The organism is Enterobacter sp. BIDMC109 (assembly GCF_001037885.1).
GTDB lineage: Bacteria > Pseudomonadota > Gammaproteobacteria > Enterobacterales > Enterobacteriaceae > Enterobacter > Enterobacter hormaechei_C.
On sequence record NZ_KQ090002.1, the window covers coordinates 1,842,768 to 1,866,730 of the forward strand.

Annotated in this window: 21 protein-coding genes; all 21 read left to right on the forward strand. The window is 57.5% G+C overall.

Annotated features, from left to right (window positions below):
- Positions 1 to 2 precede the first annotated feature (2 nt).
- Positions 3 to 3,623 (forward strand): type VI secretion system membrane subunit TssM, encoded by a 3,621-nt coding sequence (gene tssM / locus SK62_RS08805; protein ID WP_047719473.1) that lies wholly within the window; start codon positions 3 to 5, stop codon positions 3,621 to 3,623.
- 16 nt (positions 3,624 to 3,639) lie between these two features.
- A complete protein-coding gene (gene tagF, locus SK62_RS08810) occupies positions 3,640 to 4,356 on the forward strand; it encodes a type VI secretion system-associated protein TagF (RefSeq protein WP_015570330.1) in 717 nt (238 codons plus the stop codon).
- An 11-nt stretch (positions 4,357 to 4,367) separates the two neighbouring features.
- The gene (gene tssA, locus SK62_RS08815) at positions 4,368 to 5,384 is read left to right on the forward strand and encodes a type VI secretion system protein TssA (protein WP_015570331.1); all 1,017 of its coding nucleotides are present in this window, start codon (positions 4,368 to 4,370) and stop codon (positions 5,382 to 5,384) included.
- Positions 5,385 to 5,459: 75 nt separating this feature from the next.
- Positions 5,460 to 5,984, forward strand: coding sequence for a type VI secretion system contractile sheath small subunit (gene tssB, locus SK62_RS08820; RefSeq protein WP_008502644.1), 525 nt, complete (start codon positions 5,460 to 5,462; stop codon positions 5,982 to 5,984).
- Positions 5,985 to 5,987: 3 nt separating this feature from the next.
- Positions 5,988 to 7,487, forward strand: a complete 1,500-nt coding sequence (tssC, locus tag SK62_RS08825; RefSeq protein ID WP_006810956.1) for a type VI secretion system contractile sheath large subunit — start codon at positions 5,988 to 5,990, stop codon at positions 7,485 to 7,487.
- 65 nt (positions 7,488 to 7,552) lie between these two features.
- A complete protein-coding gene (locus SK62_RS08830; RefSeq protein ID WP_017384301.1) occupies positions 7,553 to 8,059 on the forward strand; it encodes a type VI secretion system amidase effector protein Tae4 in 507 nt (168 codons plus the stop codon).
- Positions 8,056 to 8,481, forward strand: coding sequence for a T6SS amidase immunity protein Tai4 family protein (locus SK62_RS08835; RefSeq protein WP_017693279.1), 426 nt, complete (start codon positions 8,056 to 8,058; stop codon positions 8,479 to 8,481). The genes SK62_RS08830 and SK62_RS08835 overlap by 4 nt, the downstream gene beginning before the upstream one ends.
- Positions 8,482 to 8,661: 180 nt before the next feature.
- The gene (locus SK62_RS08840; RefSeq protein ID WP_014884229.1) at positions 8,662 to 9,144 is read left to right on the forward strand and encodes an Hcp family type VI secretion system effector; all 483 of its coding nucleotides are present in this window, start codon (positions 8,662 to 8,664) and stop codon (positions 9,142 to 9,144) included.
- Between the two features lie 75 nt (positions 9,145 to 9,219).
- Positions 9,220 to 10,209, forward strand: a complete 990-nt coding sequence (locus tag SK62_RS08845; RefSeq protein WP_047719474.1) for a hypothetical protein — start codon at positions 9,220 to 9,222, stop codon at positions 10,207 to 10,209.
- Positions 10,203 to 10,619 (forward strand): hypothetical protein, encoded by a 417-nt coding sequence (locus SK62_RS08850; protein ID WP_047719475.1) that lies wholly within the window; start codon positions 10,203 to 10,205, stop codon positions 10,617 to 10,619. The genes SK62_RS08845 and SK62_RS08850 overlap by 7 nt, the downstream gene beginning before the upstream one ends.
- A gap of 90 nt (positions 10,620 to 10,709) precedes the next feature.
- Complete coding sequence (gene tagH / locus SK62_RS08855; RefSeq protein WP_047719476.1) at positions 10,710 to 12,485, forward strand: type VI secretion system-associated FHA domain protein TagH; 1,776 nt, start codon at positions 10,710 to 10,712, stop codon at positions 12,483 to 12,485.
- A complete protein-coding gene (locus SK62_RS08860) occupies positions 12,482 to 13,279 on the forward strand; it encodes a PP2C family protein-serine/threonine phosphatase (protein ID WP_003859969.1) in 798 nt (265 codons plus the stop codon). Before tagH ends, SK62_RS08860 begins: the two co-directional genes overlap by 4 nt.
- Positions 13,280 to 13,295: 16 nt before the next feature.
- Positions 13,296 to 14,282, forward strand: a complete 987-nt coding sequence (locus tag SK62_RS08865) for a hypothetical protein (RefSeq protein ID WP_040117762.1) — start codon at positions 13,296 to 13,298, stop codon at positions 14,280 to 14,282.
- Between the two features lie 9 nt (positions 14,283 to 14,291).
- A complete protein-coding gene (locus tag SK62_RS08870; RefSeq protein WP_047719477.1) occupies positions 14,292 to 15,104 on the forward strand; it encodes a type VI secretion system accessory protein TagJ in 813 nt (270 codons plus the stop codon).
- On the forward strand, positions 15,097 to 15,660 hold the full coding sequence (gene tssE / locus SK62_RS08875; RefSeq protein ID WP_047719478.1) for a type VI secretion system baseplate subunit TssE: 564 nt from the start codon (positions 15,097 to 15,099) through the stop codon (positions 15,658 to 15,660). The genes SK62_RS08870 and tssE overlap by 8 nt, the downstream gene beginning before the upstream one ends.
- 2 nt (positions 15,661 to 15,662) lie before the next feature.
- On the forward strand, positions 15,663 to 17,534 hold the full coding sequence (gene tssF / locus SK62_RS08880) for a type VI secretion system baseplate subunit TssF (protein ID WP_023296775.1): 1,872 nt from the start codon (positions 15,663 to 15,665) through the stop codon (positions 17,532 to 17,534).
- On the forward strand, positions 17,531 to 18,574 hold the full coding sequence (gene tssG, locus SK62_RS08885) for a type VI secretion system baseplate subunit TssG (RefSeq protein ID WP_045911218.1): 1,044 nt from the start codon (positions 17,531 to 17,533) through the stop codon (positions 18,572 to 18,574). Before tssF ends, tssG begins: the two co-directional genes overlap by 4 nt.
- 38 nt (positions 18,575 to 18,612) lie before the next feature.
- Complete coding sequence (gene tssH / locus SK62_RS08890; RefSeq protein ID WP_047719479.1) at positions 18,613 to 21,228, forward strand: type VI secretion system ATPase TssH; 2,616 nt, start codon at positions 18,613 to 18,615, stop codon at positions 21,226 to 21,228.
- Between the two features lie 24 nt (positions 21,229 to 21,252).
- Complete coding sequence (locus SK62_RS08895; RefSeq protein ID WP_047719480.1) at positions 21,253 to 22,686, forward strand: serine/threonine protein kinase; 1,434 nt, start codon at positions 21,253 to 21,255, stop codon at positions 22,684 to 22,686.
- A gap of 20 nt (positions 22,687 to 22,706) precedes the next feature.
- Positions 22,707 to 23,510, forward strand: coding sequence for a hypothetical protein (locus SK62_RS08900; RefSeq protein ID WP_047719481.1), 804 nt, complete (start codon positions 22,707 to 22,709; stop codon positions 23,508 to 23,510).
- Positions 23,494 to 23,946 (forward strand): hypothetical protein, encoded by a 453-nt coding sequence (locus tag SK62_RS08905; protein ID WP_032648547.1) that lies wholly within the window; start codon positions 23,494 to 23,496, stop codon positions 23,944 to 23,946. The genes SK62_RS08900 and SK62_RS08905 overlap by 17 nt, the downstream gene beginning before the upstream one ends.
- Positions 23,947 to 23,963 lie beyond the last annotated feature (17 nt).

The window sequence follows — 23,963 nt, forward strand, 5'->3', positions numbered from 1 at the left end:
GGATGCTGACAACTCTACTTTCTATACTGACCAATCGCATTCTGTGGAGCTTCCTGGGCGTAACGGCGCTCGCGGCGGTCATCTGGATGATTGGCCCGCTGTTGTCCATCGTGGATACCCGGCCCCTTGAATCAGAGCAGAACCGCGTCATCAGCATTGCGGTGGTCTACCTGATTTGGGCCCAGAGCCACATTCTGCCGCGGCTGTATAACGCCTGGCTGAACCGTAAGCTGATGGACAAGCTCAACGAAAATACCACCAGCCCGGAGGCGGCCGATCCGCAGAAACGTCTGAACAGCGAGGAGCAGATCCTTGCCGGGCGTTTCGATGAAGCCGCCCAGATGCTGAAAAAAGCCCACTTCAGCAAAGCGGGACATGGCGCGCAGTGGACGCAGCGCTTCAGCACACAGTACCTCTATCAGCTGCCGTGGTACGTCATTATTGGCGCGCCGGGTTCAGGTAAAACCACCGCGCTGGCCAACTCCGGGCTGCAATTCCCGCTGGCGGATCGCTTCGGTAAAACCGCGCTGCGCGGCATTGGCGGCACGCGCAACTGTGACTGGTGGTTTACCAACGAGGCGGTTCTGCTGGATACCGCGGGGCGCTACACCACTCAGGAGAGCGAGCAGGTTCAGGACGCCGGGGAGTGGCTGGAATTTATCAACCTGCTGCGTAAATACCGCCGTCGCCAGCCCATTAACGGCGTGATTATCACCATCAGCATTTCCGACCTGCTTTCGCAGTCCGCTGAGGCCTCGCGCCAGCAGGCGGTCAACCTGCGCCAGCGTCTCTCCGAGCTGCATGAACAGCTGGGTATTCGCTTCCCGGTGTATGTGATGGTGACCAAAGCGGACCTGCTTAAAGGCTTCCGCGCCTGGTTTGCGGATTACGACAAAGCCCAGCGCGACCAGATCTGGGGCTTTACGCTGCCGTGGGAGCAGACCAAACACGCTGATTACGACCTGATGGGCAACTTCCAGCAGGAATTTTCCCTGCTGCAACAGCGTCTGGATGCTGGCCTTCCGGAAACCATGCTCAAAGAGCATGACGCCAAAACCCGTGCGGAAGCCTATCTCTTCCCGCAGGAGTTCGCCGCGCTGCGTCCGCTGCTGGCTGACTACCTGAGCACGGTCTTTGCTCGCTCAAACTTCGAAACCGAATTTTCGCCGCGTGGCATCTACTTTGCCAGCGGCACTCAGGAAGGGATGCCGTTTGACCGCGTGATGGGCGAGCTGAATCGCGCGCTCTCCTTACCTGAAGGGGGGGAAAGCACGCGCTGGGATTCGGTGAGCAAAGAGGCGCCGATCCCAGGCGCGAAGGGCCAAAGCTTCTTCATTAAAAACCTGCTGCAAAACGTGATTTTCCAGGAAGCGGGCATCGCCGGGGAAAACCGCTGGTGGGAACTGCGCAACCGCGCCGTGATGTGGTCCGGCTACGCGGCGCTGCTGGCCCTGCTGGTGATCCTGGGTGGCCTGTGGCTGACCAGCTACGCCAAAAATAAAGCCTATCTGGAAGAAGTGGACGCAAAAGTGCCGATGCTGGAGCAGCAGAGCAAGGCGCTGCAAAACCAGCCCCAGCGCGATCTGTTTGCGCTTCTGCCGCTGCTTAACAGCCTGGTGGATCTGCCGAAAAGCAATGCCTTCGACGTTAACGACCCGCCGGTTTCCCGCCGCATGGGGCTTTATCGCGGGGATGACGTCAGCGATGCCTCGCAGTCTCTGTACCAGAAGGCGCTGGATCAGATGCTGCTGCCCGCCGTGGCGATGCACATTACCACCTGGCTGCGCAACGACAACGGCAGCGATGTGGAGTACAGCTATGAGGCGCTGAAAGCCTATCAGATGCTCTACCAGCCGAAGCACTATGACGGCAAATTCCTGCACTCGTGGGTGATGCTCAACCTGCAACGCAACCTGCCGCAGAACGTGACGCAGGCGCAGCTTCAGGAGCTGGAATGGCACCTGACCCAGCTGCTGGAGCCAAAAATTCAGGCTTCACCGTATGCGCAGGATGAGGATCTGGTGGCACGTGAAAGGGCGCTTATCAACCAGCAGCCGCTCTCAACTCGCGTATATGGCCGCCTGAAACGTCTGCTGGAGCATGATGAGAACCTGAAGCCGGTTTCGCTTTCAGATCTCGGCGGCCCGCAGAGCGAGCTGGTGTTTTCCCGTAAAAGCGGCAAGCCGGTGAGTGAAGGCGTACCGGGCCTCTATACGCCGGACGGCTACTGGAAGAGCTTCAACGACCAGATCGACAGCGTGACCACCGCCCTGCACGAGGACGACGCCTGGGTACTGGGAGCGACCACCGCCCAGGAAGATAAACAGCAGATCGACAACGCCGTGCGCCAGCTCTACATGCGCGACTTTATCGTCAACTGGGATCGCTTTCTCGCTGACATTCAGCTCAACAACAGCGCCGATCTTTCCCAGCGTATTAACACCGCGCGCCTGCTTTCAGGCACCAACTCGCCGCTGCGCCGTCTGGTGCTTAACCTGAGCAAGGTGCTGACCCTGTCGCGCACTGCGCCTGCGCCGGAAGATGCGCAGAAAGCGGAAGACCAAAGCAACCGCGCCACCCGCACGCTGGAAGCGCTGTTCAGCAACGGTGACAATGCCCCGACGCAGGGCGCGGTCGTGACGCAGGCGCCTGAGCAACTGGTGACCGACCACTATGCGCCGATGATTGAGCTGGCGCAGCCGCTGGAGAAGGGTGGCAAGACCATCGTCTTTGACGATTTTCTTAAGCAGGTTGACGAGCTTTATCGCTACCTGACCGCCGTTCAGGATGCGGCAAACAGCGGTATGCCCGCGCCGGGCGGGGATGCAATCAGCCGCCTGCAAGCCAGCGCGGGACGTCTGCCGGGCGGGCTGCAAACCATGTTCAGCAATATGGCCGTCGGCGCCAGCAGCGATACCCAGCGTCGCGATCTGGAGAACGTGCGTAAGCGCATTAACGTGGAAGTGGGTGGGTTCTGCCGTCAGGCGATTGCCGGGCGTTATCCACTGGTGCGCAGCGCCAGCACCGAGGTGACGCCGGACGATCTCGCCCGCATGTTCGCGCCGGGCACCGGACTGATGGACACCTTTTTCCGCGACAACCTGACCAACAAGGTGGACACCACCCAGGCGAACTGGCGCTTTATGCCGGGCATCGACGGTAAAACGCTGCCGGGCAGCGAAGGGCTGTTGCGTCCGTTCCAGCAGGCGCAGTCTGTCCGCGATGCCTTCTTCGCCAACGGCGCGACCACGCCATCCTTCAGGGTGACGGTGCGCACCGTGCGGATGGACAACACCATTCTGAACCTGACGCTGGACGTGGACGGCCAGCTGCTGCGCTACAGCCACGGTCCGCAGGCGGTGCAGATCATGACCTGGCCGGGGCCGGGCGGGACGAACCAGGTGCGTATGCAGCTCGGTCTGGCCAATGGCAGCACCGCAACGCTGGTGACCAACGGTTCCTGGGCGCTCAACCGCTTTTTCGACAAGGCGCGCACCAGCCCTGGCGCGGGTAGCCTGAGCCGTCAGGCGACCTTCAACGTCGACGGACATCAGGTCACGCTGGAGTTTGCCCCGAACAGCATCCGTAACCCGTTCCAGCTTCCCCGTTTCTCATGCCCATAACCGCAAGGACAGCCGTATGACGAATACCCCTGCGATGAACCGTTATAGCTGGTATGGCAAATTACCCAGCGCCGGAGATTTTTTGCAGCGTCGCTTTCCGGATACCCTGCAACGCCAGTGGTCGCACTGGTTCCAGGTCGGCCTGCTGGCCTGGCAACAGGAAGAGCAGCGCAGCGGCGAGCGCCCGTTTTCTAAAGCCCCGGTGTGGAACTTTGTCGTCCCGCCGATGCTCGGTAGCCAGATGATTCAGATGGGCTGCCTGCTGCCGGGCCGTGACAGCGTAGGCCGCCACTATCCGGTATGCCTGCAACTGAGCTTCACCCCCGCCGAGTGGTCATCCCGCCTGCTCGGGCAGGCTGAAAGCTGGTACCAGCAGCTTGGCCGTCTGGGGCTGCACGCGGTGCGTAACAGCTATTCTGCCTCCCAGCTGGATGAAATGCTGATGACCATCCCGGCGCCCCAGCCGGTTGAGCCGCAAAAGCGTTCCGACATTCTCGACGTGATTGGCTATGACGACGATGGTCAGAGCACGCTGGGCTGGCCGCAGGCGGCAGAGTGTTTTGATCCGCTGCGCCAGACCAGCTACTGGTGGACAAACCGCTGCGACGGCTATCCGCTGTACACCCACGTCCACAGCGGAAACTTCACCGGGCAGCTCTTTACGCTGCTGTTCGATCCGGCAGGCGGCGCCCGTCCGGGCCGCCACGGTCTTTACCCGCCTATGTTTGAATAAGCAGGGATCTTATGAATATCGATGAATTTCTCGCGCCGATAAGCCCCGATAACCCCTGCGGTGAAAACCTGGAGTACGACGCTGATTTCCAGGCCATGGGTCAGGCCAGTCAGGGTAAAGCCGAGCAGCAGTTTGGCGACACCATCATTCCGGCAGAGCCTGCCGACTGGAACACGGTGGAAAAACTCGCCACCAGCCTGCTGGGTCGCACCAAAGATCTTCGCGTCATGCTGGCGTTAACCCATGCCTGGACGCGTCGTCGCGGGCTGGCAGGTTACGCCGACGGGCTACTGCTGGTGCAGGAAGCCCTGTCCCGTTACTGGGAGCAACTTTACCCGCTGCTGGAAGAGTATGGCGAAACCGATCCGTTCTACCGTATCAACGCCCTCGCCGGGCTGAGTGATAAATCTGACCTGACGGTCGCGGTGCGTAACGCCTCACTGCTCCGCTCAAACGGCGATGAGATTTCGCTCCGTGACGCCCAGGCGCTGCTTGACGGCAGTAAAACCGAGTGTCCGGATTATCCGGGCGGTCGTCCACGACTGATCGATGAGCTGGCCCGGGGCGATCAGCCCGGCACCGAAGCGGTAATCGTGATCAACGAACGCCTGCTGGCCATCCGCGAACTGCTTACCGGCTATCTCGGGGAAAGTGGCGTACCGGAGATGGAACAGCTGTTGAAAACCGTCGGACTGGTTTCCAGCGCCTGTCAGGTGACCGATATCAGCAAGCTGCTGCCGAACCGTGACGCGCAGGCTGAACAGCACGCCGAGCCGCAGCCGGTGGCCGCGTCGCCCGTTCAGCAGGTGACGGACTGGCGCAGCGTGCAGGTGACCAGCCGCGCCGACGCCCAGCTGATGCTGGAAAAAGCGAAGCAGTATTTTGCGCAGTACGAACCCAGCCATCCCGCACCGCTGATGATTGAACGGGTGCAGCGGCTGTCTGAACTCAACTTTATGGACATTATTCGCGACCTGGCGCCAGACGGCGTTAACCAACTGGAAAACATCTTTGGACGCCGCGAATGACGCGTCCTGGCATTATGACGACAGGCATGGAGTCTGCCGTTTCACCTTCACCGCGCATCTTTGATGGAGAACATCATGGCAATGAGTAACAGTGGACAGAAATTCATCGCACGCAACCGTGCTCCCCGCGTGCAGATCGAGTACGACGTAGAGATCTACGGCGCAGAACGCAAAATTCAGCTGCCGTTTGTGATGGGCGTTATGGCCGATCTGGTTGGCAAGCCGGTGGAAAATCTGCCAGCCGTCGACGAGCGTAAGTTCCTGGAAATCGACATCGACAACTTCGACGAACGCATGAAGGCGCTGAAGCCGCGCGTGGCGTTCCAGGTGGATAACACCCTGACCGGCGAAGGTAAGCTCAATGTCGATCTGACCTTCGACAGCATGGACGACTTCCTGCCGGACGCGGTGGCCCGCAAAGTAGAGCCGCTGAACAAGCTGCTGGAAGCCCGTACCCAGCTCTCCAACCTGCTGACCTACATGGACGGTAAAAACGGTGCGGAAGAGCTGATCGCGAAAATTCTCCAGGATCCGACGCTGCTCAAATCCCTGAGCCAGTTGCCAAAAAATGACGAAAGTGCGAAAGGTAGCGAGGAATAATCGATGAGCAACCAGACTCAACAACACGATCAGCAGGCGGGCCAGGCGTTCAGCCAGGACGAGTTCAGCGCGCTGCTGAATAAAGAGTTCCGCCCGAAAACCGATCAGGCGCGCTCTGCCGTAGAAAGCGCGGTTAAAACCCTGGCGCAGCAGGCGCTGGAAAACACCGTGACCTTCTCAAACGATACCTACCGCACCATTCAGAACCTGATTGCCGGTATTGACGAGCAGCTTTCACAGCAGGTGAACCAGATTATTCACCACGAGGAGTTCCAGAAGCTGGAGAGCGCCTGGCGCGGGCTGAGCTACCTGGTGAACAATACCGAAACCGACGAGATGCTGAAGATCCGCTTTATGAGCATCTCCAAGCAGGAGCTGGGCCGCACCCTGAAGCGCTACAAGGGCGTGGGCTGGGACCAGAGCCCGATCTTCAAAAAAATCTACGAGCAGGAGTACGGCCAGTTCGGTGGCGAGCCGTTTGGCTGCATCGTGGGCGATTACTACTTCGACCACAGCCCGCAGGACGTTGAGCTGCTGGGCGAGATGGCGCGCATCGGCTCTGCGGCCCACTGTCCGTTCATCACCGGCACCGCGCCGGGCGTGATGCAGATGGAGTCCTGGCAGGAGCTGGCTAACCCGCGCGACCTGACCAAGATCTTCCAGAACACCGAATACGCTGCCTGGCGTTCACTGCGTGAATCGGAAGATGCCCGCTATCTGGGCCTGGTGATGCCGCGCTTCCTGTCGCGTCTGCCGTACGGTATTCGCACCAACCCGGTGGACAGCTTCGATTTTGAAGAGCAGACCGACGGCGCGAACCACAACAGCTACTCCTGGGCGAACGCGGCCTATGCGATGGCAGCCAACATCAACCGCTCCTTCAAAGAGTACGGCTGGTGCACCTCGATTCGCGGCGTGGAATCCGGCGGGGCGGTGGAAAACCTGCCGTGCCACACCTTCCCGAGCGATGACGGTGGCGTGGACATGAAGTGCCCGACCGAGATCGCCATCAGCGACCGTCGTGAAGCGGAACTGGCGAAAAACGGCTTTATGCCGCTGGTGCACCGCAAAAACTCCGACTTCGCCGCCTTCATCGGCGCGCAGTCTCTGCAAAAACCGGCCGAGTATCATGACCCGGACGCCACCGCGAACGCGCGCCTGGCCTCCCGTCTGCCGTACCTGTTCGCCTGCTGCCGTTTTGCTCACTACCTGAAGTGCATCGTGCGCGACAAAATCGGCTCCTTCCGCGAGCGCGAAGAGATGGAACGCTGGCTGAACGACTGGGTGATGAACTACGTGGACGGCGACCCGGCTAACTCCTCCCAGGAAACCAAGTCCCGCAAACCGCTGGCGGCGGCGGAAGTGCAGGTGCAGGAAATCGAAGACAACCCGGGCTACTACGCCGCGAAGTTCTTCCTGCGTCCGCACTACCAGCTGGAAGGTCTGACCGTTTCCCTGCGTCTGGTATCTAAACTGCCGTCGCTGAAGACGAAGGACGCGTAATGATAATTGCCGCCGGGGGGCCATGCCCGGCGTTAGCTTTATAGTATGGAAATTTGAGAGGAAATATGACCGCGAGACCTTCGTTTGTTGCTGCCTGGGCGGCGGCAACACGTATTTACGATGCAAATGATTCTATCGGCAAAGTTAAGCAAGTTATCGGCGGCAAAGTTAAGCACAACTTCGAAATAGCGCCAGATGAGGGCGGGTGGTCAAATAGTTGTGCCGTACGGATGAGTTATGTTCTTAACTATACCGGGCATCCCGTTCCGCGTATTGCAAATCTCACGGTATCCGGTGCTGATAATAAATGGTACTTCTACCGCGTAAAGGATGTCATTGCCTGGTTGACGCGTCAGTGGGGTAAACCTGACATGATCGTGAGTTATCCTTCCTTACCCGTTGAGCAATTAGCCAACAAAAAGGGCGTCATTCTGTTTGAGGTACAGGGCTGGAGTGACGCCGCAGGTCATGCAACATTCTGGAATGGTTTAACCTGTTCGGATCACTGTTATTTCAATGCGCCGGAGACGAATTACACGACGACCAAAGCTAATTTTTGGGAGTTGCCATGAAAAAAATGATTGCTAGTCTACTGTTGCTCACCAGTTCCGCCTCTGTGTATGCAACTGACGATCCGGTGTCGTTTGTCAAAAAAATGCCTTATAAGCAAGTTGTTAAAGACGTTGTTTTTTCTCGCTGCCTGGCACAAGTTGCAGATGATAAAAGCCAGTTTTCTCTGGATGCAGCCCGTAGCAGTAGCGCATTACTGGAATGGGTGCCTTTCGATATTGAAAATGGCAATGACAAAATTAATGCTCTCATTAATAAATATAAAGGTGCAACCAATGCCTTTCATTCTGAGAGAAAACCCGATGTAAAAGGCGTAACCTTAAACTGCCTGCGTCTTTATCATAGTGACGAACTTAATCAACTTGCTCCTCAATTAATCATCGGAAATCCTGACCGCACCTGGATTCAGGATAATCCACAATAGTATAAGACTTCACATTCTTTCCTTTCGTTCAGGGGGAATGTAAGACTGTCAAATGACACGGGTCGTTTGATATGAGGCAGAGGTAAAATATGGACGGTTTTATTCAGCCCCATGCTTTCCTGTTTGCCATATAAGGGCTTTTTCGAAAGCAATATTGTTCATCCACGAAGAGTAGATATTATGGCTATTGATATGTTTCTGAAGGTCGAGGGTGTTACGGGCGAATCTAAAGATTCTAACCACACCGGCTGGACTGATATTACCTCCTTCTCCTGGGGCGCGTCCCAGCCAGGTAATATGAGCGTTGGCGGTGGCGGCGGTGCCGGTAAAGTGAACTTTAACGATCTGCACGTTAACGCTCTGATCGACAAATCCACTACAGCAATCCTGAAACACTGCGCAAGCGGTAAACACCTGACCAAAGTTGAACTGTCCGTCTGCAAAGCGGGTGGTCAGCAGGTTGAATACACCCGCATCACCCTGGAAGACGTTCTCGTGACTTCCGTTCAGTACACGGGTGCAGACAACGGCGATACCGTTGGCGTGACCTATGCATTCCAGGCTGCGAAAGTGAAACAGCAGTACTGGGAGCAGACCACTGCCGGTGGTAAAGGTGCTGAAAGCAGCGCTGGCTGGAACATCAAAGAAAACAAAGAAGCGTAATTGCGCGCGTGACCGGGGAGTTTTCCCCGGTCATTATTTATAGAGACTTAATTTCGTTTGCAAAGGGATGTCAATATGAGCGTAAAATCAACGGTTGCTCCTGGTTATTGTGTTGTTCAGCAGGCTGGTACGTTAGATTTCCAGGCAAGACTACTGTTCAATAAACCAGACAGTGAAGCGGCACGTTATTTTATGCAAGTGAACAGGGACACACGGTGGTTAAAACCCGGGCAAATATTGATCCTTAATGCTCCGGGTGCTGAAAATGCGGTTCAGCTAAAACAATTACAAAATGCAAAGCAAAAGGTTAATGGAGCATTGGCAGAACTGAATACAGATGAAGCTAATTTCTTTAACAAGCATTTTAGTACCATCGCAGCATTAACTAATTTTATGGATAAATCTCTCGGGGTGGTTGCTGATGCAGGTGAAAGGTACTTTAGCGAAATAGAAAAGAAATTAAAAGCTATCGAACTGGCTTATCAAAATCAATACAGAACGCAAGGCACATTGATCGGGCAGCAGTTTTTTGTTGAAAGGCAAAAACTTTTTTCTGAGCTGGACGTTTTATTAAATAAGCTGTCCAGACTAACGCTGAAACTGAAACCTTATGAAGAAATCAAGCACGCTTTAGGTTTATCAAGCAGGTCAATTGTCCACGAATGGAGTACTGCGGGTGTTGCCTCGATACGAGGGTATTCAACATATGTAGACAATGCTTCAAAAGCTGCCCGTTTTCTGAAAATGGGAGGATGGCTTGCTATCGGCTTCGCTGGTGCAAACACAACCAATGAAGTTTACGATGCCTGTACAGTAGGTAGAGAGCAGAGTTGTTCCAAAGTCGCCGTTAAGAAGTACAGTCAATTTGGCACCAGTCTTGCGGGCGGGATTTATGGCGGAAAATATGGCGCCATGGCTGGGGCTGGCGTATGTGTTGCATTGGGCGTGGCAACAGGTGGTGTAGGGTTGCTCGCGTGTTCTGTGGTAGGCGCCGCTGCGGGTGGATACATTGGTGGCGAAGTTGCCGGTGGAGCAACTGAGTATGTCATGGATAAACTATGGTGAATGTAGAAAATATTCTTTTATTTCTGATTGTTGTTTTATTTTTACTTGTCGTAATTATGGATCTCATCAGTTCCCGTTATTTTAAAAAACACGAGGCCGAATATAATCAGCTTCTTTCAGAATATCGGCAAAAAGGCTACGATCTCGATCTGGTGACAAATTACGCATTATTTTTTGGTTCGCTGGCGAACTATCAAAAAATAATCTGGTTTGTTCGTCTTCACAAAGGCGTGAAGATGAAATTTACCAAAAACAGAAATGTTCAGGATGATGCCTATAAATTCGTTCAGGCTTTACCGGAAGAGAGAATCGGCTGGATATTAAAACTGCATCGACGCTATAAAGTTCAGGCCTTACTTTTTACGCTATGGCTGCTTATCGGCATTATTTTCCTGAATGTAGTCAAATAGCTTTAATCAGCCCTTAACCCCCAAACCCCGCCGTTCTCATCCCCGAGAGCGGCAGCGTTTGAGCGCTAATCATACCAGCAGGAATACGCCATGCGATTCACGATTATTTCTACGAAACCCGGTCATCAGCCGCCGCAAAGCAGCTGTGATTTTTATGCCCCGGGCGGCACCATTGGGCGCGGTACGGATAACAATCTGGTGCTGCCGGACAATGACCGCACCATCTCGCGTTTGCAGGCCATCGTTCACGTCGACGCCAGTGGCGAATGCCGCGTCACAAACCGCGGCAGCGTTACCCGCGTGGTACTGAATGATATCCCGCTGGAGCGTGGGCGTCAGGTTGAGCTTCAGGATGGGGATATTCTCGGTATTGATGATTATCGCATTGAAGTCAGCGAACTCATTCATGACACCCAGCCCGTAAGCCGCATGGCGGCCAGCATGCAGCAGGCGCGCCCAGCGGCGACACCTGCACCAGCGCCGCAACCGAAACCGGCCAGCGCCGCGCCTCGCGGAAAAACTGAACCTACGGCCGTGCCGTCGGAAATCTGGGACAGCCTGATGCAGGAGTTTTCCATCTCCGACAGCATCTCCAGCAACCGGGCAAAACCACAGCCCGCCGCATCCCACGATCCGTTCTCTCAGCCTGCGGCCCCGGAGCGGAATGCCGAAGATCCGCTGGCAATGTTTAACGACGCCGAACCGTCGCTTGAACGTAAAAACGTTGATCCGGACACGCTGTTTAGCGATGAAGCGTTGTTTAAAAAAGAGAGCATCTTTGACGATGTCACCCCTTCAACGCTGGTACAGCCGGACGAAAGCAAACCTGCCCAGCCAAAGGAAGAGGCGTCGGACGAACTCGATCCGTTAGCCCTGTTTGGCGGGTCGGCGAGCGCACCTGCCGCGCGTCACGATGACCCTCTCGGCCTGATGGGCGGCGCGCCGTTAACCCATCCGGATGAAATCGTGGCCGATAAGCCGGAGCCAAAGCCTGAACCGCAAGCCGCACAGGAAGAGGATGCGCTGGCCAGCTCACCGCTGTTCGATCCGGAACCGACTGAACCACAGGACGCGCCGCGCGCGGAAGAGGAGCCCGCGCGCCCTGATTACGCTGGCTTCACCATGCCAACGCCGCAGGCCGTGGCGCGCAGCAACGCGCAGGCGCCTAAAGGCCGCCTGCGTATCGACCCGGTTAAAAACGCTGCATCGCCTGCTGCCTCCGCGCAGACCGGCGAGCGGGGCGAGGTGCTTCAGGGCGAACTGCTGGAGGCGCTGCTGGAGGGCATGGGCCTGAGCGAAATGCAGCCGGTACCGCAATTCGACCGGGAAAATATGCGTCAGCTGGGGCAGATCCTGGGCATGTTCTCGCAGGGGACCGTGGCGCTGCTCTCCTCGCGCTCCATCCTCAAGCGTGGGGTGAAAGCCGATATGACCATGGTGCTCGACGATGCGAACAACCCGTTCAAACTGTTGCCGACCGGGAAAACGGTGCTTATCCAGATGTTCGGCACGCCGATGCCGGGCTTTATGCCGCCGACCAAATCGGTGCGTGATGCGCTGATCGATCTCCAGGCACACCAGCTAGGGATGATCTCTGGTATCCGCGCCATTATCGCCGCCATGCTGCAATCCTTTAACCCGGAACAGCTGGAAGAGCAGGCGAAGCAGAACGGGATGACGTCACGCCTGGCGCTGCCGGGCAGCCGTAAAGCCGCGCTGTGGGATTATTTCGTGCGTAGCTATGGCGAGACGGCGGGCGAGATCGAGGACGACTTCCATACCCTGTTTGGCGAAGCCTTCCTCCATGCCTATGACATGGAGGTCAATCAGTACAAAGACTCACAAAGCGGATCGGAAGAAAAATGAATATCGCAACGGCTTCTCTCTCCCGCCAGGGGACGCGCGCCAGCAACCAGGATCAGACGGGAGAAACCATCGGGGAACGTTCAGCCTGCTTTGTCGTCTGTGACGGCATCGCGGGCCTGCCGGGCGGCGAGGTGGCCGCTGAGCTGGCCCGCAACAGCATTATTTCCCGCTTTGACGGCGACAAGCACCTGAATGCGCAGCATATTCGTGACTACGTCCAAACGGCGAACCGCACCATTCTCAGCGAACAACAGGCCGTGCAGGACTATCGCCGGATGGGCACCACGCTGGTCAGCCTGTTTATCGACAGGGATTACCGTCTGGCTTACTGGGCGCACGCCGGAGACAGCCGCCTGTACCTGTTTCGCCGCGGCTGGCTGTGGCATGTCACCACCGATCACAGCCTCGTCCAGCAGATGAAAGATGCCGGGCATCAGACCGACGATCTCAACAGCAACCTGCTGTATCTGGCGCTGGGTATTGAAAATGGCGGACCGGAAGCGAGCTACAGCGATGTCGTGCAGGTTGAGGACGGTGATGCCTTCCTGCTCTGCACCGACGGTTTCTGGCACGGCGTCAGCGAAGAGCAGATGAAGCAGTCGCTGCACATGGTCAATACGCCACAGGAGTGGCTGACCTTAATGAACCAAATCATTCAAAAGAATGCCGAACAGGAGGGCAATGCTCAGGATAACTATACCGCCGTGGCGGTGTGGATGGGCAACCCTCAGGACACCACTTTGCTGCATACGCTCTCTGACGCAGCACAATTTCTTCCCTGCGGAACTGATTAGACACACAAGGATTGATATGAAACTTTGGCTATCGGGTTTGGCTCTTCTGACGGTGGCGACCACCGCACAGGCTGAAAACTTCCGCATCGTGCAGTCTCCTGCGCAGAAGCTGGATATCTGGATCGACAACATTAAAGACAATACGCCGCAAAGCTGGTGTAAGGCGGACGTGGCGCTGCGTATCGTGGCGAACGGCAAGAAAGAGGTTTCGGTGCTGGAAAACTTCGTGCCGCGCCTTGGCTCGCTGCTGGAGCACCAGTGCAGCAAGCTGAATACCCTGAACTGGACGCTTAACGATCCGGAAGGCACGACGCTTGCCCGGGGCACAGCGGCTAAAGCGCAGGACTGGGCGCTGGTGGTGAAGCAGCAGGAAACGGCGGCGGCAACGACCTCCACCTCAGGCGCGCTGCTGCCGCCTGACCAGAATCCGGAGACGCACACCGTGGCGGCAGATCGTACGCCATGGCAGGAGTTCACCCTTCAGGACGGTTGCCATCTGCGCACCTTCTGGGAGGGCGGTTCCTCCGCGCCAGCGCTGTTTATTCCGGATTCCGACACCACCCGCTGCGGCAACGGCAGCTGGCTCAGCGGCCACACCGTGGTGACGCAGAACCGTAACGGGACGCAGAAAGCGATTCCGGTCACCTACATTCACGGCTTCCCGGTGATGGGGCTGAACAACGCGGTCGATCCTGAAAAGGCGCTGATCACCTCCGTCAACAAAGAACGCATGGTCTTCAGCACCCCGAACAGCGACCAGAGCTGGATGATCCTGCCGTACGACAGCACCCTGAACGGCTGGAAGAGCAACGGCACGGTGGCGGTGGAAATCACCCGTGAGATCGCCAGCGACGACGCCAGACTCCAGGCGCGTATCGCAGAGGTGAAGAAGATCTGGAACGCATGGGTTGCACCGGGCGCGGAGCTGAACGTTGTTCTGATTGACACGCTGCGTCCGCAGCTGCGCGATCCGGCAGTGGGCGCCTGGCGCGCGGCGAATTAAGGAGGGGCTATGAATACGCTTTATCAACGTCTGGCGGGGGAGTCGATTAGCGACGCGCTGCTTCGCCTGGAAGCCGATATCAAAGCCCGTCCGGCGGATGCCGATCTGCGCGCTGCGTTTGTGCAGTTTCTGATCCTCAGCGGCAACTGGGCGCGCGCCCTGACCCAGCTGAAAAGCTGGCTGGCGCTGAAGCCGCAGGCAAAACCGACCATAACGCTGCTGGAGCAGGCCATTCAGGGTGAACAGCAGCGGGCGCGCGTGTTCGCGGGAGAGGTACGACCGGCAATGCCCGAGGCGCAGTGGCCGTGGCTGACGACGTTAGCCCAGGCGCTGACCGAAAGCGCAGGGCAAGCGCAAACGCTGCGCCTGGCGGCACTCGAACAGGCCCCGGCAAGCCGCGGGCAGGTCACGCTGGAGAATGAAGAGAGCCATACCTTTGAATGGCTGATGGACGGCGATGCCCGTCTGGGGCCGGTGTGTGAAACCCTGGTCAATGGCCGTTATTTCTGGGTGCCGTTCTGCGCCATCGACGCGATCCGTTTTCAGGCTCCGGCCAGCGTGACCGATCTGGTGTGGCGTCATGCGCTGGTCCGCCTCACGGACGGCACCGAGCAGGTGTGTCAGATCCCGGCGCGTTATCCGTTTGCTGACGGGGCGCCAGACAGCGTTAAGCTGGGGCGCACCACCGAATGGCTCCCGCTGGACGATGACGGCGTCCTGTATGAAGGCATGGGACAGAAAGCCTGGCTGAGCGAGCAAAGCGAAAGCCCGCTGCTTACCCTGAGCCTGGTGACATTTACCTCGGATGGTGCGGATGAGTAATCCCGCTGGCGAAGGCGATCTGCTGCGCAGCGGCTGGCAGGCCCGCAGCAGGCAGGAGAAAGTGGGGGCGCGCGACAAAATGCAGCCCTCACTGCTGGATCGCCTGACGGATAACGATCCGGAAAAAAAACGCGAGTCCGCCAACAGCAATCTGATTACCCACGCCGCGCTGCGTCGTAACGTCCTGCGGGATTTACAGTGGTTGTTTAACACCATTAACCACGATGCCTCCAGCGATCTGAGCGGGCTGACGCAGGTGAGCCGTTCCGTCGTGAATTTTGGCGTGTCGCCGCTGGCGGGGAAAAGAATGTCCGATATTGAATGGCACGATATTCAGCGCAAGCTCACCGAAGCGATTATTAACTTTGAACCGCGGATCCTGCCGCAGGGGCTTCAGGTTCGCTGCGTGTCCGATACCTCCTCGTTAGATCTGCACAACGTTCTGTCTATCGAAATCAAAGGTCGCCTGTGGTGCGTGCCGTATCCGCTGGAATTTCTCTTTCGCACCGACGTCGATCTTGAGAACGGCCATTTTGAACTGAAGGATGCGGGGTAATTATGGAAAGCAAACTGCTCGAATATTACAACCGTGAACTGGCCTATCTGCGCGAGATGGGCGCAGAGTTCGCCGAACGCTACCCGAAAGTGGCGGGGCGGCTCGGCATGCGCGGCATCGAAGTGGCGGACCCGTACATTGAGCGCCTGATGGAAGGTTTCGCCTTCCTGACCTCCCGCGTGCAGATGAAAATGGACGCCGAATTTCCGCGCTTTTCACAGCGTATGCTGGAGATGATTGCGCCAAATTATCTGGCACCTACGCCGTCGATGGCGATCGCTGAAATTCAGCCCGACAGCAGCCGGGGCGACCTGAGCAAAGGCTTTATTGTGCCGCGCGGCACCATGATGGACAGCCTGGCGCTGAAAAAAACCGGCGTTACGTGCAGCTATACCACGGCGCACGAGGTGAACCTGCTGCCGTTAAAAATTGAGCGGATCGAGCTGGGCGGCGTTCCCGCCGACCTGCCGCTGGCCCAGCTCGGCCTGAGCCAGCGGGGGATCAGCAGCGCCTTACGGATCCGCATTGCCTGCGATGGCCCGCAGCATCTCGGGCACCTGGACTTTGACCGCCTGGAGTTCTTCTTAAGCGGCCCGGACATCGAGGCGCTGAAGCTGCTGGAGCTGGTGATGGAGCACCACGCGGGTATTGTCTGCCAGACGGTCAGCAAGCAGCCCCAGCGCCAGCTGCTGTCGTCTGACGCCCTGCGTCAGGAAGGCTTTAATGCGGACCAGGCGCTGCTCCCGGACGATCTGCGCAACTTCGACGGCTATCGCCTGTTGCAGGAGTACTTTGCGTTCCCGGCGCGTTTTCGTTTCATCAGCCTGAGCGGGCTGGGCAAGCTGATCCAGCGCTGCGAAGACGAAAAAGCGTTTGATATCTTCATTCTGCTCGACAAGAGCGACGATCAGCTGGAGCGCGTGGTGGATGCCAGCCACCTGGCGCTGCACTGCACGCCGGTGATCAACCTGTTCCCGAAAGTGGCGGCCCGGCAGAAGCTGAGCGAAAGCCAGCATGAATACCACCTGGTGGTGGATAACATCCGCCCGCTGGATTATGAAATTTATGCCGTGAAAAAAATCTATGCCAGCGCGGATGGTCAGCGGGACGACCAGACGTTTCGTCCGTTCTGGAGCACCTGGAGCGGAGACGCGGGCAACTACGGCGCCTATTTTTCCCTGCGCCGTGAGCAGCGCGTTCTCTCCGAACACGCGCTGCGCTATGGCACCCGCACGGGCTATATCGGCTCAGAGGTCTTCGTCTCGCTGGTGGATGCGCAGCACGCGCCGTGGCAGGAGAATTTGCGCTACATTTCCGCCGAGGTGCTGTGCACCAGCCGTGACCTGCCTCTGATGCTCCAGCAGGAGCTTGGGCAGTTTATTATGGCCGACTCCATGCCGGTGAAGGCGTTAACCCTGCGTAAAGGCCCGACGCCGCCGCGTCCGGCGCTGGCGGAAGGGTTCAGCACCTGGCGGCTCATTAGCCAGCTGCAAATGAACTACCTCAGCCTGATGGACAGCGAAAACGAAGAGGGCGCTGCCGCGCTGCGTCAGCTGTTAGGGCTGTATGCCAACCTGGCCGAGACCCCGGTTGCCCGTCAGGTGGATGGCGTTCGTCACTGCGTGCTGGAGCCGGTGCACCGCCGCGTGCCGGAACCCGGCCCGGTGGTGTTCGCCCGCGGGATCGGCATCACCCTGACGGTGGACGAACGCGCCTTTTCCGGCGCCAGCCCGTGGCTTTTCGGCAGCGTGCTGGAACGCCTTTTTGCCCGCCTGGTCTCCATCAACAGCTTTACGGAGTTCACGCTCAAGAGCCAGCAGCGCGGTGAAATCGGCTACTGGGCGCCGCGCATGGGTAAAAGGGCGCTGGTATGAGTGAAGTTGCCCCTGTAACGCTGCGCGTGCATCGCCTGACGCCGCTGCCCGATGCGTTCTGGCGCGGAGTGCGCGAGACGCCGTGGCGCTACGATCTGTTCCAGCTGTTAAGACGCATTGATGCCCAGGGCGGTGAGCGTTACCCGCTGGGGCGCGCGCCGCTGCCTAAATTTGAGCCGCTGCGTATTGGTCAGCAGCCTTCAATGGGCTTTGCGCCGTCAACGGTTGCTGAGGTCCGGCAGCGGGAAGAGAACGGACTGCATGACGTTTCCATACTGAGCTTCGGCCTGTTTGGTCCTAACGGCCCGCTGCCGGTGCACATGACTGAGTATGCCCGCGAGCGTATTCATCATCATCAGGATCACAGCCTCAGCGCGTTTGCCGACCTCTTTCACCACCGCCTGACGCTGCTGTTCTACCGCGCCTGGGCGGACGCGCAGCCTGCCGTTTCACTGGATCGCAACGACAACAGGCGCTTCGAAGGGTATCTGGCATCGCTGATTGGCATGGGGCAGCCTGCCCAGATGTCGAAAGGCAGCCTGAGCGCGCACGCCCGCTTTACTCACGCCGGGCACCTGACCCGCCACGGGCGGGATCCGGAAGGGCTGGAGAAGATCCTGCGCAACTATTTCAACGTGCCGGTCAGGCTGGTGGCCAACGTCCCGCAGTGGATGCCGCTCTCAACGCGGGAGCAGGCACAGCTGGGCGAGGGGCGGCGTATGCCGCGCATGGGAGAGTCCGCTTTTCTCGGCATTGCGGTACGCGACGTGCAGCATAAATTTCGGCTTGAGATTGGCCCGTTGAGCGCAGACGACTACAACCGTTTTCTGCCGGGCGAAGGGTGGGTGACCGAGCTGCGCGACTGGGTGCGACAGTACGCCGGGGTGGAATTTGAATGGGAAACACGGGTGATCCTGCGCGCTGATGCGGTGCAGGGCGCCACGCTCGGTAGCGCCGGGCGATTAGGGTACAACACCTGGCTCGGCCTTCAGCCTCAGCCTGTTCCGCGTGGCGATCTGGTGTATCGCGCAGAGCGATAATCCTTCCGTATACCGAATCATTGTTAATGGAAACTAACATGTCAGAAATTAGCCGTGCCGTGCTTTTCGGCAAACTGGATACGCTGTTATTTACCTCTCTGGAAAGCGCGACTGCCTTCTGTAAGCTGCGCGGCAACCCGTACGTTGAGCTGGTGCACTGGCTGCATCAGCTGATGCAGCAGCAGGATGGCGATCTGCAACAGGTCATCCGTCACTTCGCCCTTGATGAGCAGCAGCTGACGCGCGATATCGTGGCGGCGCTGGATGCCCTGCCGCGTGGCGCGAGTTCCGTGTCTGATCTTTCCGAGCATATCGACAGCGCCGTCGAGCGCGCCTGGGTCTACGGCTCGCTGAAGTTTGGCGTCAGCCGCATCCGCGGCGGCCATTTGCTGATCGGCATAATGAAAACGTGGAATCTGGCTAACGTGCTGAAAAGCATTTCGGCGCAGTTCACCCGTCTTAACGTCGAGGTGCTGATCGAGCAGTTCGACGCCATTTGCGCCAGCAGCAAAGAGAGCCAGCAGGCCGCCGCCGCTGCGGACGCGCCTGCCGGGGCAGTACCGGCTGCGCAGGGCACGCTGGCGCAGTATGGTCAGGATCTGACGGCGCGCGCCCGGGAAGGGAAAATCGACCCGGTGGTGGGGCGCGATGAAGAGATCCGCCAGATGGTCGATATTCTGATGCGTCGTCGCCAGAACAACCCCCTGCTGACCGGGGAAGCCGGCGTCGGGAAAACGGCGGTGGTGGAAGGGCTTGCGCTGCGTATCGCTGACGGCGACGTGCCGGAGCCGCTGCAAAACGTTCAGCTGTGGCTGCTGGATATCGGCATGCTTCAGGCCGGAGCGGGCATGAAAGGGGAATTTGAGGCGCGCCTCCAGGCGCTGATTAACGAGGTGCAGTCCAGCGCCACGCCAATTATTCTGTTTATCGATGAGATCCACACTCTGATTGGCGCAGGCGGTCAACAGGGCACCGGCGATGCCGCTAACCTGCTCAAGCCTGCCCTGGCGCGCGGGCAACTGCGCACCATCGGCGCGACCACCTGGGCGGAATACAAAAAATACATTGAGAAAGATCCGGCGCTGACCCGCCGTTTCCAGACCGTACAGGTTCACGAGCCGGACGAAGCCAAAGCCGTGCTGATGCTGCGCAGCACCGTGTCGCCGCTGGAAACTCATCATCAGGTTTTACTTCTCGACGAAGCGGTCAGCGCGGCGGTGAAACTGTCGCATCGCTATATTCCTGCGCGTCAGCTGCCGGATAAAGCGGTGGCGCTGCTGGACACCGCCTGCGCGCGCGTGGCCGTCAGCCAGAGCGCGCCGCCTGCCCAGCTGGAAGATTGTCTGCGTCACCTGGCGGCCCTGGACGTGGAGCTGGAGATTGCTGAACGCGAAGCGCGCGTGGGGGCGGGCGATCCGGCGCGTGTGGCGGCCTTAACCGCCGAACGTGACGCGTTCGAAACCCAGCGCAAAGCTCTGGCCCGTCGCTGGGAAGAAGAGCGCACGCGGGTGCAGGAGATTATCCGTCTGCGTGCCGCGCTGTTTGCGGCGGGTGATGAGGATACGGCTGAACTGCGCGGCCAGCTGGCAGAACAGCAGCAGGCGCTGAAGACCTTACAGGGTGACGAACCGCTGCTGTTTGCCGCGGTGGATGAGAACGTGGTGGCTGCGGTGGTCTCAGACTGGACCGGGATCCCGCTGGGCCGGATGGTGAAAAATGAGATCGACGCGGTGCTGAATCTGGCCGACACGCTGAACCAGCGTGTTATTGGTCAGCGTCACGGTCTGGATCTGATTGCCCGTCGGGTAAAAACCTCGCGGGCGAAGCTTGACGATCCGAACAAACCGGTCGGCGTATTCATGCTCTGCGGGCCATCCGGCGTGGGTAAAACCGAAACCGCGCTGGCGCTGGCGGAGTCGCTTTACGGCGGCGAGCAGAACGTTATTACCATCAACATGAGTGAATTCCAGGAAGCGCACACCGTTTCGACGTTAAAAGGTGCGCCTCCGGGCTATGTGGGCTATGGTGAAGGCGGCGTCTTAACCGAGGCCGTGCGCCGCCGTCCCTACAGCGTGGTGCTGCTGGATGAAATTGAAAAAGCGCACCCGGACGTGCACGAGATCTTCTTCCAGGTCTTCGACAAGGGCTGGATGGAGGACGGCGAAGGGCGTCACATTGATTTCCGTAATACCATTATTATTCTGACCTCTAACGTCGGCACCGACCTGATCGCAGCCATGTGCGCCGACCCGGAACTGATGCCGGAGCCTGACGCGTTAAGCGGCGCCCTGCGCCAGCCGCTGCTGGAGGTGTTCCCGCCTGCGCTGCTGGGCCGCCTGCTGGTGGTGCCGTATTACCCGCTGAGCGACGAGATGCTGGGGCAGATTGTGCGTCTTCAGCTCAGGCGAATTCAGCGTCGTCTGGAAGAGAATCACAACATTATTTCTGAATTTGACGACAGCGTGGTCGAACAGATTGTTCAGCGCTGTACCGAGGTTGAGTCGGGCGGGCGTATGGTGGATGCGATTCTGACCAATACGTTGCTGCCTCAGATGAGCCAGATTTTACTTACCGCCAGCCGCAGCGACGAGCAGTACCGACGTCTGCATGTCACCTGCGAGCAGGGCGAGTTCCACTGTCAGTTTGCCGCGTAATAATCATCAAGAGAACTGTAAAAGATGACGGATAATGATAACAATCGGACTGTCCCAAACGCGCTCCCGGTCGGGTACCGTTTCAATGAGTTTGAGATAAAAGAGGTGATTGGCGGCGGCGGATTCGGCATCGTCTATCGCGCCTGGGATCACCAGCTCGAACGCACTATCGCTATCAAAGAATTTATGCCTTCCTCCCTCGCCGTGCGCGGCGAGGATATGACGCTGGTGCTGCGCAGCGAGCGCTTCGGCAAAGCGTTTTCTGCCGGTCTGAACAGCTTCATCCAGGAAGCCCGCCTGCTGGCGCGCTTCAACCACCCGAACCTGCTGCACGTATTGCGTTTCTGGGTGCAAAACGACACGGCCTATATGGGGACGCTGTTTTACAGCGGTACCACGCTGTCGCGTCTGCGCGAAGAGAAACCGGAGCTGATTAACGAGGCGTGGATCCGCCGCATGCTGCCAATGCTCTTCGGCGCCATCAAAACGATCCACGACGAGGGTTATCTGCACCGCGACATCTCGCTGGATAACATTCAGATTCAGGATAACGGCCTGCCGGTGCTGCTCGATTTCGGATCGGCGCGCCGCACCATTGGTAATCTCTCGGATGAGACGGAAACCATGCTGCGTCCGGGCTTCGCGCCTATCGAGCAGTATACCGACGACAATGAAAGCGAGCAGGGGCCGTGGACGGATATCTACGCGCTCGGCGCCGTATTGCGCACCCTCATCGTCGGCTCTCCGCCGCCGGTCAGCGTGGTGCGTTCGATTCAGGATACCTGCAAACCGCTGGTGGAGCTGATGCCGCAGGGGTATTCTATCCCGTTGCTACAGGCCATCGACAAGGCGCTGGCGCTGCATATGGAAGACCGTCCGCAATCCATTGAGGAGTTCGCGGCGCTGATCGAGATGCCCGTCGCCGGTATCGACGAGGTGCTTACCGCGAAGAAGACCGGCACGATGCTGGTGCCGGTGGAAGAGGAGACATCTGCTTCCGCGCTGGACTGGCGACGTTACAAGCTTCCGGGGCTGGTGGCCGCGGGCGTGCTGGTTGGGGTGGTTGCCGGTGCGATGCTGTTCGGCGGCGACAGTCAGGAAACGCCAGCGCAGACGGCGCAAACGCCTGCCGTGAGCCCTCCGGCTGAGACCTCCGCCCAGGCGGAAACCAGACCGGCAACGGCAGACGTGAGCGAGCCGGTTGCGCCACCTGCTACGGCGCAGCAGAGTGCGCCGCCTGTCGACGCCAGCCCGGTCGCGCTGGTCTACATCCGCATGCTTGATGGCGAGACGCTGAAGGTGAACGGCGAGTCTAAAGCGCTGCGTCCGGGCAATAACGGTTACGCATCGCTGAAATTGCCTGCGGGCGAGACCCGCATTGAACTGGAAGGCAATGGAAGAACGCGTACCCAGACGCTGGATATTGCGAAGCCAGGCACCTGGCTGGTGAATCCGTAGGAGTTTAAACAGGAGATACTATGGAAGTGTACGATCTTCGAAGCCAAAGGCTTCGTCCAAAGGAATTCGAAAAGATTGTCTCTCCTGTCTATGCACGGAGCGACGTAGGGCGTGAGTTTGTTGTGGTGCGAGGCGTTTCAAATCCATTTCACAGCATTGATGGTTTAACGTTACGACATCGTTTCGAATTTAATCCTAATGCCGTTTTTGATCCCCTCTATGCGCAAAATCTTAATAAAATAGAGCGGTTAATTGACTCAGGGGAGGTGGTCTTAATAGATCACCGTCAACGGACAAAAGCCCTATATCCCTTTTTCATCTCTGAGTCAGGGGAGTTGTTTTGTGTTGATGAGACGATCTACAACTCAGCTTTTGTGAATTACGTCCTCGAACGTTACCGAAATAATGTCGCTCTATTTGGAAAACCAGCCCCAACGCGTGATTCATTCGTTCCCTCTACCAATAATTACGGACCGGGTTACTGGAAAACTGTTGAAGATGATTATCATGGCACAAAAAATGTTGTGATTATGGCGATTAATCGACTGACGAGCATGGGGGATGAGGGACGAGTATTTGGGTCGGACGGTAAAGATTACATGAATACGTCGCGCGATAAAATTCAGCGCTGGACAGCGCTACCCGGAGATCTGGACGGTGAATCGCGCGTGTTTATATCTGCGAAATCGGTCATCAGACGATACGGAGAACAACGATCCATTTATCAGAAATACCTTGAGAGCGATGATTCCTGGGCAGTAAGTGGTAAATCATGGCAATGGATACCTGGAGTCAGAGAAGAGGATTATGAATTTAAAAAGTAAATTATGGTATTTCTGGGGAAGCATGGATGTACTGGCTCTTTTGCTTTATTCTGTAAACTCACTTCGCCAGGACAGGATCCCCTTCATTTCAGATTTAATCGCGTTCACAGGAACCTCAGATGTAGTTTCAGGAGGCGGTTACTACTTTATCGTAACACTCTTTTTTATATTTGATTTGCTCTTATTACTTTCACTTTTTATTTCAGCTTGGTTGTTTTTTAAGAAAAAAGACGTTGCGATTAAATTTGCCCTTATTCAGGAAGTTTTCCGTCTAATTTCGTTCAGATGTTCGGTTTCTTTTTTCCCACTTCTGGTAAGTGTGTTTGGTATTTCAAGTGTCTGGGTAAATTTAGGATTGTTCGTTATCTCGGAACTGCTAAAAGTATATTCTCTTGTTTACTTAATGGGCAAAAGAAAAAGAACTCATTCACTTTAATATATAAATGACGCTGA